Annotated in this window: 14 protein-coding genes and 1 tRNA gene; 8 read left to right on the top strand and 7 right to left on the bottom strand. The window is 31.2% G+C overall.

Translation table 11 applies throughout. The annotated features are described in order from the left end of the window. Positions 1-14 precede the first annotated feature (14 nt). The 5 genes from yaaA to J3U20_RS07140 form a co-directional block, all read right to left on the bottom strand. Complete coding sequence (yaaA, locus tag J3U20_RS07160; RefSeq protein WP_160542568.1) at positions 15-773, bottom strand: peroxide stress protein YaaA; 759 nt, start codon at positions 771-773, stop codon at positions 15-17. Between the two features lie 126 nt (positions 774-899). Beyond that, the gene (gene sufD / locus J3U20_RS07155; RefSeq protein ID WP_160542567.1) at positions 900-2165 is read right to left on the bottom strand and encodes a Fe-S cluster assembly protein SufD; all 1266 of its coding nucleotides are present in this window, start codon (positions 2163-2165) and stop codon (positions 900-902) included. A gap of 46 nt (positions 2166-2211) precedes the next feature. Continuing rightward, positions 2212-2946, bottom strand: coding sequence for a Fe-S cluster assembly ATPase SufC (sufC, locus tag J3U20_RS07150; RefSeq protein ID WP_160542566.1), 735 nt, complete (start codon positions 2944-2946; stop codon positions 2212-2214). Positions 2947-3204: 258 nt separating this feature from the next. Beyond that, positions 3205-3558, bottom strand: a complete 354-nt coding sequence (locus tag J3U20_RS07145; RefSeq protein WP_160542565.1) for a hypothetical protein — start codon at positions 3556-3558, stop codon at positions 3205-3207. Positions 3559-3811: 253 nt separating this feature from the next. Further along, positions 3812-4081, bottom strand: coding sequence for a hypothetical protein (locus J3U20_RS07140; protein ID WP_105296408.1), 270 nt, complete (start codon positions 4079-4081; stop codon positions 3812-3814). Between the two features lie 361 nt (positions 4082-4442). On the opposite strand from J3U20_RS07140, the gene J3U20_RS07135 reads away from it, so the two are divergent. Further along, a complete protein-coding gene (locus tag J3U20_RS07135; RefSeq protein ID WP_185150298.1) occupies positions 4443-5174 on the top strand; it encodes a S24 family peptidase in 732 nt (243 codons plus the stop codon). Between the two features lie 225 nt (positions 5175-5399). Here the strand turns inward: J3U20_RS07135 and J3U20_RS07130 are convergent, their stop codons facing one another. Beyond that, complete coding sequence (locus J3U20_RS07130; protein WP_160542564.1) at positions 5400-7844, bottom strand: bifunctional UDP-N-acetylmuramoyl-tripeptide:D-alanyl-D-alanine ligase/alanine racemase; 2445 nt, start codon at positions 7842-7844, stop codon at positions 5400-5402. A gap of 14 nt (positions 7845-7858) precedes the next feature. Then, a complete protein-coding gene (locus tag J3U20_RS07125) occupies positions 7859-8464 on the bottom strand; it encodes a thymidine kinase (RefSeq protein ID WP_160542563.1) in 606 nt (201 codons plus the stop codon). 71 nt (positions 8465-8535) lie between these two features. Here J3U20_RS07125 and J3U20_RS07120 point away from each other — a divergent pair, with 71 nt between their 5' ends. The 7 genes from J3U20_RS07120 (at position 8536) to J3U20_RS07090 (ending at position 18527) form a co-directional block, all read left to right on the top strand. Beyond that, positions 8536-9231 carry a hypothetical protein gene (locus J3U20_RS07120; protein WP_160542562.1) on the top strand — a complete coding sequence of 232 codons (696 nt, stop codon included), beginning with the start codon at positions 8536-8538 and terminating at the stop codon, positions 9229-9231. A 15-nt stretch (positions 9232-9246) separates the two neighbouring features. After that, positions 9247-9918: a 16S rRNA (cytidine(1402)-2'-O)-methyltransferase gene (gene rsmI, locus J3U20_RS07115; RefSeq protein WP_160542561.1), complete on the top strand. Its 672-nt coding sequence runs from the start codon at positions 9247-9249 to the stop codon at positions 9916-9918. Between the two features lie 14 nt (positions 9919-9932). After that, the gene (locus tag J3U20_RS07110; protein ID WP_105296402.1) at positions 9933-10364 is read left to right on the top strand and encodes an RrF2 family transcriptional regulator; all 432 of its coding nucleotides are present in this window, start codon (positions 9933-9935) and stop codon (positions 10362-10364) included. 10 nt (positions 10365-10374) lie between these two features. Then, a tRNA-Ala gene (locus J3U20_RS07105) sits at positions 10375-10448 on the top strand. A 703-nt stretch (positions 10449-11151) separates the two neighbouring features. Next, a complete protein-coding gene (locus J3U20_RS07100; protein WP_160542589.1) occupies positions 11152-14070 on the top strand; it encodes an ATP-dependent helicase in 2919 nt (972 codons plus the stop codon). 234 nt (positions 14071-14304) lie between these two features. Then, positions 14305-15942 carry a DNA methyltransferase gene (locus J3U20_RS07095; RefSeq protein ID WP_255448183.1) on the top strand — a complete coding sequence of 546 codons (1638 nt, stop codon included), beginning with the start codon at positions 14305-14307 and terminating at the stop codon, positions 15940-15942. Further along, positions 15942-18527 (top strand): TnsA endonuclease N-terminal domain-containing protein, encoded by a 2586-nt coding sequence (locus J3U20_RS07090; protein WP_160542559.1) that lies wholly within the window; start codon positions 15942-15944, stop codon positions 18525-18527. Before J3U20_RS07095 ends, J3U20_RS07090 begins: the two co-directional genes overlap by 1 nt. Positions 18528-18711: the final 184 nt, after the last annotated feature.

Below are 18711 nucleotides of genomic sequence, written 5' to 3'. Positions count from 1 at the left end.
AAGATTTACTTTAATTACCTGACAAATACTAAACTTTTTTCTGTAGATAATTGATCTGAATATTCATAGCCGTCCTCATTATACGTCTTGATATCCTCCCAATGGGTGATAGAGTTTTCAGCGCACCAACGAGTCATCTTTCCACGGGCATTTTTAAAATACATCATAATGCTTTTTAAAGATCCATTTTTATAATCTTTAAATTCAATATCCATAACTTGACCTTTCAACTTTTTTAGGTCAATTACTTTAAAATATTCTTTACTCGCAAGGTTTAGTATAGGTTCATCATTTTCAAGTAAGTTATTCAAATAAGTATTCAATATATCTTTCCAAAACCCATATAAATCGTTGGCTTGTTCGGTTTTAAGTTTTTTTCCCATTTCCAATCGATATAACATAATATCATCTGAAGGATGAAGCAAACCGTAAAGGCCTGAAAAAATTAATAAATTTTTTTGTAAATAATCTAAGGCGGATTTGGATAAGGATTCGGCATCTAGCCCTCTGTAAACTTCTCCTTTAAATGCAAAAATTGCCTGTACGCACTCCTTTTTTAAAGGATTGGGAGTCCATTTCTGAATTCGTTCCCAATTTTCTTCGGACAATTTTGATGAGATATTCAATAGATTTTCTAAATCAGATGGAGAATATTCCTTTAAAACATGTTGTAATTTTTTACTATAATCAATGAATTCGGGTTGAGTGTGTTGATTCCAGCTTGAATTGGTTTCCAAACTCATAATTTTTGCCGGAGAAAGAAGTATTTTCATTTAAAATTTATTAGCGATGTAGCTAAGTTATTAAAAAAGATTGAAGTTTAAACGTTGAATTTAACTTATTTAAATACGAAAGGTTAGGAATTAATCCTAACCTTTGAAAAAAATTATATATATTTTTTATATTTCAAAATCAGAATTTACATCTAATTTTTGAGCAATAATCTTGTTTATTTTATTTTTCAAATAAGGAATGGAAACAGATTCCATTACATCCGCACAGAATGCGAACATAAGTAAAGCTTTAGCTTCTTTCTCATGAATTCCCCTTTGTTTCATATAAAACAAGGCATCATCATCAAGTTGACCTACGGTACATCCATGGGAACATTTCACGTCGTCTGCAAAAATTTCTAACTGAGGTTTCGTATCGATGCTCGAGTTTTCAGATAGCAAAATATTATTATTTTGCTGGAAAGCATTCGTTTTTTGAGCTATTTTATTTACTTTGATTTTTCCGTTAAATATGCCATGTGCAGAATCTTGATATATCCCTCTATAAAGTTCATGGCTTTCACAATTAGGTTGGTTATGTTTTACAAGTGTATGATTTCCCACTTCTTGTCCATCTCCTATAAGGGTAACCCCTTTTAATGTTGAATTGATATTTTCTCCTTTGTGATCAAAAGATAATTCATTACGAACAGTTTTGCCGCCAAAAGAAAAAGTATGCACAAAAGCGTTGCTGTCTTTTTCTTGTTCAATATAGGTAGAGTCTATTAAACAAGAGGAATGTTTATCATCCTGAATTTTATAAAGGCTGAAATTCGTATTTTTTCCAACAACTATTTCTGTAACTATATTATGGAAGAAGTCCAATTCAGAAAGCGTATGAATTCTTTCAGAAATTTGAATTTGAGACTGATCTTCAATGACAAATAAATTACGAAGGTTGCTAATGGCCTTATATTCTTGTTTTGAACTTATATAGATTAATTCAATTAACTGATTCTCTATTGTATGTTTAGGTACATAAATAAAAGTTCCTTCTTGATATGATGCCGTATTTAATACGTTAAAATAATTCTCATTATTAGAAATGGAATTTAGCTTAGAGAGAATAATTGTTTGATATGTTTCATTTTTTAAAGCTTCAGAAAAAGGAAGCACTTTCCATGAATCCTGTGGGTAATTGGAAAACATTGGTGAAATGATTCCATCAATCAAAACTATTTTAAAAGAATTCGATTCATTACCTAAAATACTCTCTATAATCTCTTTAGAAACAGGATTATTTTTTGCAGCTTCATAAGTTTCCGGATTAAAATCTGCTATTTTTGAAAATTTCCAATCTTCATTTTTTGAGGTTGGAAGACTGCTATTCTCTAATGTTTGTTGAGCTTGTTTTATAATTTTTACTAATTCTGTATGTTGTGGAATGTTCATTTTACTAATTTTAGTTAAGAGGATGACTGATTGGCGTATTTGAAAATTATAACCAATCGTAACCTTTTTCTTCTAATTCCAATGCTAATTCTTTAGTTCCCGATTTTATAATTTTTCCGTTCATTAAAACATGTACGAAGTCAGGAACGATATAATCCAATAAGCGTTGGTAATGAGTAATAACTAAAACGGCATTATCTTTATTTTTTAATTTATTAACCCCGTTAGAAACAATACGTAATGCATCAATATCAAGCCCTGAATCCGTTTCATCCAAAATGGATAATTTAGGTTCTAACATAGCCATTTGGAAAATTTCATTTCTTTTCTTTTCACCACCTGAAAATCCTTCATTAAGAGATCGGGAAAGAAAATCTTTTCTTATTTCAAGCATTTCAGATTTTTCTTTAACTTTTTGTAAAAATTCTTGTGCCGAAATATCTTCCTGTCCGCGAGCTTTGCGATTAGCATTTATGGCTGCCTTTAAAAAGTTGGAAACGCTAACGCCCGGAATTTCCACGGGATATTGAAAAGACATAAATATACCGGCATTGGCTCTTTCTTCAGGAGCAAGGTCTAACAAATTTTTTCCGTCTAAAAGAATAGAACCTTCGGTAACTTCATAATCTTCTCTTCCGGTAATTACATTGGAAAGCGTACTTTTTCCCCCTCCATTAGGACCCATAATCGCATGTACCTCTCCTTTATTGATTTCAAGATTTATTCCTTTAAGTATTTCTTTTTCTCCAATTCTTGCGTGCAAATTTTTTATTGAAAGCATTTTTATCGTATATTATCTTAAACTTATTCAAAAACAAATATACTACCTTTATAACTGCTGTAAAAAATAGGTTATAAATTTTATTGATTTCAAAATTGATTAACATTATTTAAATAAATATTTTTCAAAGACTTACTAATGCAAATTTCTATTAAATGGAATATTTCACAGAAAATCTCTCATTTTAAAATACTTCTTATTTAAAAAAGTATGTTTTAATAAATTCAATGAATTCAATTGATGTTGATTCTCTTTAAATTAAGAGTCTTTATCGTCAATATCCAGTTTTTTACTTATAATTTTCTTTAAAGCCGATGGAATCCACTTTAAAAGTTGTTCAATGCCATCTAAAATTTCTCCCGTATATGCACCGGTAAGCATACATAATACGTATATAGTATTGTGGGATACATCGGTAAATTCTTGCATCAGTATCCCCATAGAAATTCCTATTATTATGGAAATGGGTGTTTTAATAAGAAGTCTGCATACCGAAGTTCCTTTATATAAGGAACGAGCGATCATACTGATCACAGTAACAAGGATCACACCTTTGTTTTGGATAAAAAAATCAAATAGTGTTTCGTTAATTTCTTTATAATATGGTATCATATGGACTTTTTAAAGGTTGTTATTTAAGGTTTTAATATGAAATACACTTTAATTATATCATATAAAATATTAATTTTTAGGGTGTCTAGTTTCGATAACAAAAATTATTAGCTTATTACTTCTTGAAAATTAAGGGATAAGAAAAGCTAATAATAAAGAAGCTTTCAATAAAAAAGAATAAAAAAAGGAAATTCTTACAAAATGAAATCGGTAACATATCAATAGATAAATCATAAAAAAAGAATATTTTCTTTCATTTTATTTGTATTCTCGTAATATGGTTGCTTTCTCTTTCAAAATGAAACTCAGGTCGTTTCCATCTTTTTCGACGTATTTCATCTAATTTATCTTCAATTTTATCAATGAGGTCGACGGGTATTTCTAAAGGGTAGGACCACTCTAAAATTTTAATTTGATTATGATGGATGATACATCTTTCCTTTAAACTAAGAAATTTTCGAACTTCAGAATCATAGCTTAAACAGGTTCTTAAATCATGGATGTTTAATTTTCTTTTTCTCATGGTATGGTGTATTAATTGGTGAATTGCTTCTCTTTAAATGCTAATTGAGACTAAGCTAAATCGGATTATAATTGAATATTAATAATTGGATCATTCTAAATTCGCGCACTATATTTAACTAAACCGTTATAATTCGTGGAATCAATCTTAAAAATGGTATTTTGTTCTTTATATTCATATGATCATTTATTAGTTCCTATTTAGTTAACATCTTTCTTGTTTGTTTGTAAATCGAAATAAAAGTTTCGATATCTAATAAATTAATTTTCTGGTAATTATATGGGTTTTTAAAAAAATAATGTATATTTACGTTATAATACAAAGCAAACATACAAACATATTTGCAAAAAATAAATAAAATATGAAAAATAACACAAATTTCTTTGAAAGAATAGCTGAGATCATTAAATATAAAGGATTTAGAAGTGTTCATGATTTTGCAATTAATGGGTTGGGATATAGTTCTTCGGAAAAATTAAACCGATTAAAACGGGAAGGAACTAAACCTTCTTATGACATATTAGAAGATATTGCCAATAAGTTTGATGAAATAAATGTAAATTGGCTTCTTACCGGAAGGGAATCCATGTTAAAAAGAGGATCAGGATTTCCGAGAGGAAAAGAAATTATTACTGTTCCGATAAATATGCAACGTAAAACGGCGGATCCTGTTAGAGAAATACAAGATGTTCCATTATATGATTTAGAAGCTACAGCCGGTTTGGTTGAGCTTTTTAAGGGGACTTCCAGTGAAGCGGTTCTGGATCGAATTCGTATACCGGGTATAGCTAACTGCGATGGAGGAGTATATGTGAAAGGAGATTCCATGTATCCATTACTGAAAAGTGGTGATATAGTATTATATAAAGAAATAACTTTAGATAAAATTTTTTGGGGAGAAATGTATTTACTATCTATAAAAATTGATGATTGGAGCGAATATATTACCGTTAAGTTTGTCCAAAAATCCGAATTAGGAGACAATTATATAAAGCTGGTTTCACAGAATCAACATCATCAGCCTAAAGATATGTTAATGGAACATATAAATGCTATTGCTTTAATACGAGCAAGTATACGGTTGCATAATTAAATTACTATTTTTAATACATTTAAGATTTTATACGGTTAAGTAAAATTTATTTGTAAACTTCATAAAGTAACTTTTTTACCTTAACCGTTTTTTTTAAAACCTGTAGATATTATAAATTTTTTATAAATAAATAATATTGTGATCAATAGTAATTAAAGGCTCATTAGTTTAAAATTATATAAGAATATAGATGATCCTCAAATATAATAGTATAATAAGGAATATTTAATCCCTGTAATAGATGCGCTTTACTCTGGGCGAAATAGAGGTTAAGACTTCATAAGGAATTGTTTGATACCAGTCAGCATATTCTTTCAAACTAGGATTTTCACCAATTATAGTGACTGGGTCACCTTCCTTACAAGCAATGCCCGTTACATCAATCATCATCATATCCATACAAATATTTCCAATGATAGGAGCTTTCATTCCCTGTATCGTTACATATCCTTTACCATTTCCTATGATTCTACGAATACCATCTGCATAGCCAATAGGTAAAGTTGCAATAGAAGAATTTTTTTCAACAACATAATGTCGACCATATCCGACCGTTTCTCCGGGTTTAAGATTGTGAATATTAGAGATAACAGTTTTTAAAGTAATTACATTTTCCAGCATTTTTAAAGCCTTTTCGTTATCAATATATCCATACATACCAATACCTAAACGAACGGCGTCAAATTGATATTCAGGATAATTAAGAATACCGTTTGAATTAGCTATATGAAGAAGAGGTCGATAACCTAATATTTTAACTAATAGATCAAATGAATATTTCAGTTTCGTCGCTTGTAATCTGGTAAATTCTTCTTGCTCTAACACATCGGACACTGCAAAATGACTGAAAACCGATGTTACCTTTACATAAATATTATCTTTTAATAAGTCACCTAATTTTTGGGCTTCATCGGGTTGGAAGCCTAAGCGATGCATTCCGGTATCTATTTTAATATGAATAGGATAATCCGATACGTTTTTTTCTTTTAATTTTTGTGTAAATAAGTCAAGTTCTCTAAAACTGTATATTTCCGGCTCCAAGTTATATTCAATGACACGATCATAACTGCTGATTTCAGGATTCATAACCATAATGGGCAAATAAATCCCCCGGTCTCTTAATTTAATACCTTCATCCGCATAAGCTACGGCCAGATAGTCTATATGATAATATTGTAAAACTTCTGCAATTTCAAAATTTCCCAAACCGTAAGAAAAAGCCTTAACCATGGCAATAATTTTAGTTTTAGGTTTTAATTGACTTTTGAAATAATTTACATTATTCAAAAGTGAATTCAGATTAACTTCCAGTATGGTATCATGAGATTGAACTTGCAATAATTGAGCAACTTTTTCCAATTCAAACTTGCGGGCCCCTTTAATTAATAGGGCAGCATCTTTTATAGATCGATTTTCTAAAAACTTAATAATTTCTGCCGTGGACAAAAAGCTTTTTAACATAGCATTAAATAAGCTTTGATATTGGTGCATTTTTTCTCCAACTAAAAGGACATGATGTAAAGGAAAAGAATTAACTAAGTCAGCAATTTTTTTATACAATGCAGCTTCAGGAAGACGAGATTGGAAAATATCTGATAATACCAATACTTTTTTAGGTTTATTTTGCTGAAAAAGGAACTGTAAGGCTATTTCCAAAGATTGGTAATCCGAGTTGAAGGTGTCGTTTATAATAGTACAATTATTAATTCCCGATACTTGTTCTAAACGCATCGATACCGGTTGCAAATGAAAAATTTTTTCTTGTATAAAATCGTATTTACAACCCAATTCAGAAAGTACGGCTACTAAACATAATGCATTTTGAATAGAGGCATTATCAGTAAAAGGGATAGTATATTTTCTTTTTTCCCTCCAAATGGAAACGTTCAATTCTGTTGTATTACCGGTAAGAGAAATATCTAATAATTGGATGTCTGAATTTTCCTTTCCGAAAGAAATTAATTTTTTATTGGGATACGTTTTTTGAATTATTTTTGAAATAATCGGATCACTTGGATAAATAATTGCACTTGAGTGTTTAAAAAGTTTAATTTTTTCCACAATTTGCTCTTCCCGATCTTTAAAATATTCGGAATGAGCTGCCAGTACATTTGTGAGAACTCCAATCGAAGGATGCAAAACACCTTCCTGTTTATCCATTTCACCGGGTTTGGAAATTCCGACTTCAAAAATTCCTAAATTGTGTTTAGATGTAATTTGTAATAGAGATAAGGGAAGTCCAATTTGAGAATTAAAACTCTTAGGACTTTTTATAATTGAAAATTCATCCCATAAACATTGGTCAAGCCATTCTTTTAGTATGGTTTTACCATTACTTCCGGTAATGCCTATGGTTAGAAGATTAGGAAAAGAAGTTGCGTGATGACGAGCCCATTTTTGCAATGCAGAAACCGTATCATCTACTATCAAATATGTAGCATCGTGATGCATTGAGGGAATATGCGACGCTATAAAAATTCGAACCGATTTATTATAAGCATCTTCCATATAAGTATGTCCGTCTCGAACTCCTTTAAATGCAATAAAAGTACCATCTGCAGGAGATACTATATTTCGGCTGTCATAGAAAACATGTTTAATTATTCTATCTGGATTGCCGATGAGTTGGGCATCGATAATGCGGGCCAGTTGAGATGCGGAATATTTCATCGTAGAATCTCTAGTTAATTTTCATCCTTTTTCTGTACTTTTTCCTTATTCATTATCTCCCAAAAAGCTTGCCTGCTTAGAGGTTCATATTTGTCCTTTTCTCCTAATTCCACCAAGTTCTCACCGGATGAAATTCGATGGGAATAATTAGCTAAATTTCCGGTTTTTACGCAAACAGCATGTACTTTTGTTACGTATTCGGCGGTAGCCATTAAAAAGGGCATCGGGCCAAAAGGTCTGCCTTTAAAATCCATATCCAAACCTGCAACTATAACTCGTTTTCCTTGATTGGCAAGTAGATTGCAAACTTCCACTATAGTATCGCTAAAAAACTGAGCTTCATCGATTCCTACAACATCGCAATCGGCTGCCAAAAGAGGAATTTCTAAAGGATTATCAATAGGAGTGCTGGGATAAGAAGTTTGATCATGGGAAACCACCAATGTTTCATCATATCTTACATCCATGGCAGGTTTGAAAATTTCAACCTTTTGTTTTGCAAATTCTGCACGTTTAAGTCTGCGTATAAGTTCTTCTGTTTTACCGGAGAACATGGAACCGCAAATTACTTCAATCCAGCCAGTTTGTTGAGTGCTATTTGTTGTATTTTCAAGAAACATTTGTAAATTTCGGGTCTTTAATAAAAATTTTTACAAAAGTAGAAATTAACGAACATATTAAAAAGCAAATTATGAATGCTAAAGAAATATTTCAAAAGGAAGTTCTAGAGGAAATAAAATCCATTGCCGGAGAAATTAGCCGTGTGCAAAGCTTTTCAGGTCTTTTGTCACATCAGCAGAAAATTCAAAATTTATACGAAAAATTTATTTTTTTAAAACAATTATCTACTTCTAAATATCAGCAGATTCTTGAAAATTTAGAAAGTAATGGAAAAGATCAGGAAAAAAAAGTAGAGGTTAGAGATTTTTATGAAACGAACAAAGAGGCGGCAAGTGAAGTGTCTGATCCTATAGAATCAATAAATAAAGATAATGTTGAAAACAATGTAATCACAGAAGAACAAAAAGTTGAGGATCCCTTTGTAGAAGCAGTTGACATAACTAAAGAGATGAGAAAATCTGAGGAAGAAAATTTAAAAAAAATGGATTCTCTGAATATCCAAATTGCAGAAATAAAACCTCAAGAAAAGAATAGAATTGTACGACCAATTAATTTAGATTTTAATGATTCCATAGCATTTATCAGTCAATTGTTTAATGGCAGCAAATCAGATATGGATGCTGAATTTGCTCAGTTAAACCAAACCCAAACGATAGAAGAAGCAAAAAGATGGATGGAAAAAATGTTCGTAAAATACAATTGGAAAAACAAAGAAGAATATGTGGAACGTCTATCCGGTTTAATAGTACACAGGTTTGATTCTTAAAAGTTTATAAAGTATATGAGTGGAAAGCTATATTTAATTCCAACTCCTATTGGAAATCTGGAAGATATTACCCTGCGGGCTTTACGGCTTTTAAAGGAAGTAGACTTAATTTTGGCTGAAGATACTCGTACTTCTGGAAAGCTTTTAAAGCATTACGATATCCAAACGCCTATGCAATCATATCATATGTTTAATGAACATCAAAAAACAGAGGGGTATACTCAGCAAATTTCTGAAGGACGTGTCATTGCTTTAATCACGGATGCCGGAACGCCGGGAATCTCGGACCCCGGATATATGCTTGTAAAATCGTGTATCGAAAAAAATATATCGGTAGAATGCCTTCCGGGGGCAACGGCTTTTGTTCCTGCCCTGGCTATCTCAGGTCTTCCTTCTCATGAATTTATTTTTGTAGGCTTTTTACCGGCCAAAAAAGGAAGGCAAACCAAACTTAAAGAGCTATCTCAAGAGAGCAGAACTATTATTTTATATGAAAGCCCCCATAAAATAAATACTACTTTGGAACAAATCTCTGAAATCTTCGGAGAAGATCGAAGAGTTAGCATAAGCAGGGAACTTACCAAAATGTATGAAGAAACGTTGCGTGGCAGGGTAGGAGAAATAGTAAAAATATGCAAAGAAAAGCCTTTGAAAGGCGAAATAGTTTTACTAATTGAAGGAAAATAAGTATCTTTAGATTTATGATTTCCAACCGGTGTAAATACGCTTTAAAAGCTTTAATCTATATAGCAAGACAAGATAAGGATAAAAGTATATTGTCGACAGAAATCTCTAATGATGAAAATATTCCCAAAAAGTTTTTGGAGAATATTTTAAGAGACCTTAAAAATGCACAATTTTTAACTAGTAGGAGAGGAGCAAAAGGAGGGTATCGATTGAATAAAGATCCCGAAAAAGTAACCTTGATAGAAGTGATTCGATTAATGGATGGCCCGATCGCATTATTGCCTTGTGTGTCGATTATGTACCATCAACCATGTGATACTTGTACAACAGAAGATACTTGTACCATACGCGATGTATTTATAGAAGTTCGAGATGCAACCTTAGAAATCTATAGAAAAACAACCTTAGCAAGTTTGGCAAAAAAGAAAAATAAGTTATCTTTGTGATCGAAAATTCGGGGCTGTAGCTCAGCTGGCTAGAGTGTTAGACTGGCAGTCTAAAGGTCGTGGGTTCGAGCCCCATCAGCTCCACAAGATTAAAATTCAAATATCTGAAACACCGAATTATATTATTCGGTGTTTTTTATTTTTAGGCAATATATATAAAGCCGGTTTGATTTTTATTTTCAATAAATATTATTTTACTTATTAAAGAGTTTCTCTATTAAATCATTTTTTCGTAAAGTGCTTATTTTATAATATAGAATTCTACTATTTTTTCAATAGGATAAATAGCATATTTATAATGAACAGCGTAACTGAATGATTCATCTTGACATATAATTATTATAATTAATACCCTTTTCTTTATAAATCTTAATGGATTCAATAAGAAAATGTAGAGCAGAAGCATTTTTATCTAGAATCTTATCATTTATTTACTCCTTTTTCTCAAGTTTAGATACCGTTTGTTAAGAAAGTTTCAACTTATTTACCTATTCTTCAGGTTAAACTCCTAATAATTCGAGAAGATATTACATTTCTTCCATGATGCATATTTGGATCTAGTTCGAAAATAAGTTTTCCCTAATATTTTTTATTATAAACAATTTTCCCTTCATAGTTTTTATATTCAATTAATTATAGATACATGAAACAAATAATGGTTTATGAAATTGATTTGTTTTTGTTTGGTGTCAAAGTATTAAGTAATATAAGTCTTTTACTTTTTGTTGTTTTATTTTATATTAATATATATATTTATCCTTTGATTTTGACGTTATGTAGATATACAATGGTATTAGAAGAAATATGGAAAATCGATAAACAAGCTCTTAATAAAAACCAAAAGGAAGCTATTTTAAATACAGAAGGCCCCCTGCTAATAATTGCGGGTCCAGGAGCAGGTAAAACAAAAACCCTTGTGGAACGTGTAGTTTACCTTATATCAAAAGGTGTTAATGCAGAGAATATACTTGTTGCTACATTCACTGAGAAAGCAGCAAAAGAACTTATCACAAGAATTTCAAATCGATTATTACAACTTGGGATAGATATTAATCTCAATGAAATGTATATTGGTACACTACATTCTATTTTTCTTAGAATATTGGAAGAATATAGAGAGTTTATGAGTCTTAACCGAAACTATAATATTCTTGATCAATTTGACCAACGATATCTTATATTTAGAAATATCAATAGATTCACAGCAGTTGAAAATAGTGACTTCATTTGGAAGATAAATTTATCCAATTGGATTAAAGCTGATATCGTTGTAAAATATGTATCTAAAATAGCAGAAGAATATATCGACCCTGATGAGCTATACAATTCTGATGAGCCTGATTTACAAGTGATTGGTGATTTCTACAAAGAATATCAAAAACTGCTGAAAGAAGAAAATGTTATTGATTTTGCTACTATACAGAGTAAAGCTCTTGGGTTATTAGAGTACAATCCTGATATATTAGCAGAATTGCAGAATAAGATTAAATATATAATGATTGATGAATATCAAGATACCAATACTATTCAAGAACGTCTTATTCTATTACTAGCTGATAAACACAAAAATATTTGTGTTGTTGGAGATGATGATCAAAGTTTATATCGTTTTCGAGGAGCTTCTATACGCAATATTTTAGAGTTTTCTACACACTTTGAAAAAGGGACTTGTAAAAAGGTTACATTAGATACCAATTATCGTTCACACCCTGATATTATCAATTTCTATAACAGGTTTATGAACAGACATAATTGGAATCATAATGGTAAAATTTTCAGATATGAAAAGACCATCAAACCAAATGATGGTGAATTTCCAAACATCCCTGCTGTAATAAAAGTGTCTAAACATAATGATACAGAAGCTTATCATCAAGAAGTTTATAATTTCATCAAAGATTTAAAAGATAAGGGTGTACTGACTGATTACAATCAAATAGCATTTCTATTCAAATCTGTTCAAAGTGACCAAGCCATTGGATTAGCTGAATTTTTAGAAGATAAGGGCATACCTGTTTTCTCACCACGTTCCAAGATGTTTTTTGAACGTGAAGAAATACGTTTGCTGATTGGTGCATTTGTTACCATATTTCCTGACCTATTTCAACGTCTGAAATGGAATGATACAGCAGAATTGGATATATGGGGTTATTATAGAGGTTGTCAGGTAGAATTTATGAATGAGTTTACGAAAGACTCACAAACTCACAAAACACTTTATAAGTGGACTTTGAGTAAGATGAAAGCTCATACTAACTTTTCTCAAAGTACCAACTATGCATTTGCTGCCCTTTTGTATCAACTTCTTGAATTTCCAATGTTTTCAAAATATTTGGATGTCAATCTACAAGAAAAGAAAACAGACCTGAGAGCAACATATAATATCGCTATGTTCTCCAAACTATTATTTAAGTTTGAACATACCTATAATATCACTGTTTTTACAGAAAAGAATATTGACAGAACATTAAAAGAATTGTTTAATAAATTCTTACGATTTTTGAAGGAAGGTGGTCTTGAAGAATATGAAGACTTTGAAGAATACGCTCCCTCAGGTTGTATTTCATTTATGACTATTCATCAATCCAAAGGGCTTGAATTCCCTATTGTTATTGTTGGTTCATTAAACGCATCACCACGAAAACAATATAATAATATTGATTTGAAACTTCAATCAGACTACTATCACAAGCCACCCTTCGAACCGATTAAAAAAACTAAGTATTATGACTTTTACAGGTTGTTTTATACTGCTTTTTCAAGACCTCAGAACCTATTGGTATTATCAGCTTGTACAAGAGAGGGACAAGGACGCACACCATCCAAACATTTTGCGGATACTTTTAATAAATTGCCATCTTGGACAGATGAACGTTTTAAACCCGAATTGCTTGAATTAGAAAAACTAAAACCCATCAATATAAAGCATGAATATGCTTTTACATCCGATATCTTATTATATGAAAACTGTCCTTTACAATATAAGTTCTATAAAGAATTAGGATTTGTTGAAGTTCGTACAGGGGGCGTTTTAGGGGGGAGTTTATTACATCAAACGATTGAAGATATTCATCGTGCAGTATTGAAGAAAGAAGAAAATAAGCTCACTAATGATAATATAACCGATTGGTTTAATCGTAATTATCAACTATTATCCAAACAGCAAAGAAGTTATCTACACCAAGGACAGCTTAACGCATTGTTGAAACAGGTGTTAAGGTATCGTGACCGCAATCAGAGTCGTTGGAATTTGATATTAGAAGCCGAAGTTGATGTGTCTTTGGTAAAAGAAGATTATATTCTGAAAGGAACTATCGACCTTATAAAGGGTGATAATGGAACAGTAGAATTGGTGGATTTCAAATCAGGTGATAAACCCGATGTAAACACAACTGACCCTAAGGTGCGAAAATTGTTGAACCAATACCAACGTCAATTGGAAGTTTATGCACATATTATCGAAAAAAACAAAGGGGTAAAAATAAGTAAACTGCATTTGTACTACCCAAAAGAAGATGATGGCATCCCATACATTACTTTTAAAGCAAATATAGATAACATAAACGCTACGATTGATATATTTTCTGAGGTAGTAAACAGAATAGAATCAAAAGATTACGATATGAGTCGTACGCCTAAAGGTGAAAAGCAATGCGGTGAATGTGATATGCGATATTATTGTAATCCACATACATTTAGTGAATAAAAGAAAGAATTAAATACTATGGAAGATAATAAATTAAATCTGAATGCAGAACGAAAAATAGATTCGGTTGAAGAATTTAAATTTGAACCTATCAAGGGTTATCCCATGTTGAGATGGAAGGGTAAACGTCCTTTTACAAGTACGCAGTATTACCCTGCACAACTCAAAGAACAGCATGGTGAGGAAACCGATGGTTGGATCAATCAAATTTTTTGGGGTGATAACTTACAAGTGATGTCTCATCTTTTAAAAAAGTATCGAGGACAAGTCGATTTAATCTATATTGACCCTCCTTATGACAGTAAAGCTGATTATAAAAAGAAAATATCGCTGAAAGGACAAAGTGTAGAAAATGATAATACTGCATTCGAAGAAAAGCAATATACAGATATTTGGTCTAATGACGAGTATCTTCAATTTATGTATGAAAGATTAATTTTAATGCGTGAACTATTGTCAGATACAGGCTCAATTTATGTACATCTAGATTATAGAAAAAGTCATCATATTAGAATTATAATGGATGAAATATTTGGAGATGGAGGTAGCGATTTAAAAGGTGCAGGCTTTAAAAATGAGATAGCTTATGGATATCGTATTCAAGGTGTTGGTAAATCAGCGTGGGCACGAAAACATGATACAATTTTATTTTACAGTAAAACAGCTGATCATAAATTTAAACCTTTAAAAGAAAGAATATATTATAGAAAGCCCTTTATAGATACTTTGATAGATGAAGAAGGTCGATATTATAGTGATGTATATGTTAGGGATATTTGGTATAGAGATGAAACAAGATACAAAGTCGAATTATTAATTGATGAAGAAAATAATTATTATACAGAGAATACATTTCCTGATATATGGGATGCAGATGAAACAAGGCCATTTATAAGTGGCTCCAAAGAATACTTATCTTACCCAACTCAAAAACCAAAAGGATTGTTGAAACGAATTTTAGGGCAAATGACAGATAAGGGGGATTTAGTTTTTGACTGTTTTATGGGTAGTGGAACTACTCAGGCTGTTGCTCTTGAACTCGGTTTACGTTATATAGGAGCAGATATTAATTTAGGAGCTGTTCAAACAACCACAAAACGTTTGATAAAGGTAGCTAATGAGTTGATTAGTCAACAAAATAAGATCGGCTTTGATGATGAAAATAAGATTGAGAATTACTATACAGGATTTCAAGTTTATAATGTCAACAATTACGATGTATTTCGTAACCCTGTCGAAGCAAAAGATTTGTTACTGAAAGCATTGGAAGTACAACCCATGCCAAACAGTATGCTGTATGATGGCGAAAAAGACGGACGTTTTGTAAAAGTGATGCCTGTAAATCGTATTGCTACACGTGCCGACCTCAATGAGCTGATAGTCAACTTTGACTACAAGACCTTCGAAAAACGCCACAATGAAAGCCCCAACAAACCTGTCGAATCCATTCTTTTGGTGTGTATGGGACACGAACCCGACTTGGCAGCACATTTGAAAGAACAAGTACCCTTTCCATTAGATGTGAAAATAGTAGATGTTTTGAGAGATAAATCGAACTTAGAATTCAAACATGACAGCGATGCTGAAATCAGTATCGAGGGTAATCGTTTGTTAGTTCGGGAATTCTATCCAATGAATTTACTTCAAAAACTTTCCATCCAAAAAGAAAATGTAGAGAATTGGAAAGAAATGACAGAAAGTATAATGATAGACTTCAATTATGATGGTTCTATTTTCGAACCTCAGATTGTTGATATACCGGAGAAAAACGAATTGGTAAAGGGAGTCTATGATATACCAAAAGATTCGGGTACAATCCATATCAAAATAACAGACCTTTTGAGTGAAACTTTTGAAAAGACTATTAAATAATGGCAAAGAAAAAATCATCACATATTGATTTTCCCTTTTATTGGTATTTGAACTTATTCATTTCACAAGAAAGGAAACGGATATATAAAGAATTTAAAGGAATAACTAAGAAATATTTAATTTTTAATAATCCTGAAGAAAATGTTGAAGCCTATCTTCGCAAACCACAATTTGAAGCCTTGGAAATGTATGTTTTCCTAAAAGAATTTTGTGAAAACAAGCATTTGAACGAAATATTTGTAGAATGGGTTTATAAAAAAAATGTATTTAAAGACAGAGAAACCACTGGATTAAGTTCTAAAGGACAAATAGATTTATTTGAAAACGAATTTAACTTCGATGAAAATAAGGATCTTTATCAAGCAGTCTTTAATCAAATAGAAGAGTTCAAACAAGAGTATCCCAACTATATCTTTTCTCTCACAATGGGGCTAGGGAAGACTGTTCTGATGGCTACATCGATCTTTTATGAATTCCTATTAGCTAATAAATTTCCCAAAGACCCGAAATATTGTCACAATGCTTTGGTATTTGCACCCGACAAGACTGTTTTACAATCACTAAAAGAGATTCAAACTTTTGACAAATCAAAAGTTGTACCTCCTGAATATGTCAATTTTATAGAAAATATAAAATTCCATTTTTTGGATGATACAGGACTTACATTGAATCTGCTCGAAGGTTCAAGATTTAATATTATCATATCCAATACTCAAAAAATAATTTTGAGAAGGCAACAAAAAGAGCAAACTCAAATTCAACAATTATTCAGTGATCGAACCCATGCATTTTTGAAAATGGGAAAAGACTTGTATGGTGAAGAACTAAATGAACACAATCTCCTTACAAATCAACGTTTTGAATCCTTAAGGCGTATTTCTCAGTTAGGTATCTATGTTGATGAAGCTCACCATGTATTTGGTAGTACCTTAAAGAAAGATTTTGATCCCAACAAGGCTACTAGTTTACGAAACACTATCAATAAGTTAGCAGAAAGTTTGAATTACGCAGGAACTCACATTGTAGGTTGTTACAATTATACAGGAACTCCATACGTTGGTAAACGTTTATTACCTGAGGTAGTTTATTATTACGGTTTGAAAGATGCGATTGATAACAAGTATTTGAAAAAAGTCAAAGTAGAAGAATTTGAAAATATAAGAAGTCAAACACAAGCATTTGTAAGATATTCAATTACTAAATTTTGGGATGCTTATGATGGGAAACGCTTTGAAGGGATGTTACCTAAAATAGCATTCTTTGCAAGTTCAATAGATGAACTTCAAAATGAATTACGCCCTGCAGTTGAGCAGGTATTAATAGAATTGAATATACCAATTTCAAAAATTCTTGTAAATGTAGGTGATGCAACTATCACAAATAATGATGATTTAAGAGAGTTTATTAATTTGGACACCATAAGCTCAGAGAAACAATTCGTTCTTCTTGTAAACAAAGGAAAAGAGGGTTGGAACTGTCGTTCATTATTTGGTGTGGGTATGCATCGATGCCCTAAGTCAAAGATATTTGTACTTCAGGCGACAATGCGTTGTTTGCGTAAAATCACAGAGTATCAAGAAACAGCCATGGTATTCCTATCCAAAGAAAACGTTGATATTTTGAATGCTGAATTGGAAGAAAATTTCAGACTAACGATTGATGATTTAAAAGGAGAAAACGATGACAAAGAATTAGTTGAGGTTCGTTTCGTTCCACCACCAGTAGAATTGAAATTAAAACAGGTTAGGAAATTATACAAACTGAAAGAACGAAAACTTAATGAGGGTATAGACTTTGAATTTGAAAAGGTTGATATTGAAAGGTATAGGATTATTCAAACAGAAAGATCAATTACCGATTTATCAAAAAAAAGATATTCTAAAGATATTACTTATATAAAAGAGAAATTTAAATATTCAACATTATTATTAATCGGTGAAATATCACGATATTTGAATCTCAAACCAACACTTATAAAACAGATATTACAAGAATCCATACAAAGGCTTGATGAAGTTTTAAAATGGGTAAATGACTATAATGAATTGTTATACGATTGGGTTATACCCAAACTATTCAATTATTATTGGGATATACAGGAATTTACCTCTACGGATGAAATAAAAGTTGAATTAGTCAAAGCACCAAAAGAAGGATTTTACCAAATGAAGGTTAAGCCTGAACTCTTAGCAAGTTTAGAAGACAATAAATACAAACCTTTCAAAAACAAATCGTTCCATCTTGACAATTATTGTTTTGATAGTGTTCCAGAAAAAACATTATTCCAAACATTGCTTAATGAAAACAAGGTTGACAAAGTATGGTTTACAGGCATGTTAGCAAATGGCCAATCTGATTTTGTAATACATTACATAGATAATGTTTCGCATACATTACGCAGTTATTATCCTGACTTTCTAGTATTGCTCAAAGATGGTTCATATGTTATATTAGAAGTGAAAGCTGATTATATGATTGATGATGAAGTGGTAAAAGCTAAAAGTGAGTACGCTAAACAATTGGCAGATGCAAACAAAATGAGATATGAAATTATACAATCAAGTAATCCAACAATTAAATTTTAAAGTTATTTCATAAAAACATTTATTTAACAAATAAGACAATGCTGGTTTACATTTATCGTATTTTATTATGTCTTTTTTAAAATATTTAGAATATTATGAGTCTAAAATTAAGTTTGAAGAAACTTTAGAGTTAATTGTTGAAAAATTCAACCTTAACTATAAAAGACTTTGTTTTTTTAGTATG

The sequence above is a fragment of the Apibacter sp. B3919 genome (assembly GCF_026537405.1).
Taxonomy (GTDB): domain Bacteria; phylum Bacteroidota; class Bacteroidia; order Flavobacteriales; family Weeksellaceae; genus Apibacter.
The sequence above is the reverse complement of the archived record's forward strand: the minus strand, read 5'-3'. Positions and strand labels throughout refer to the sequence as shown.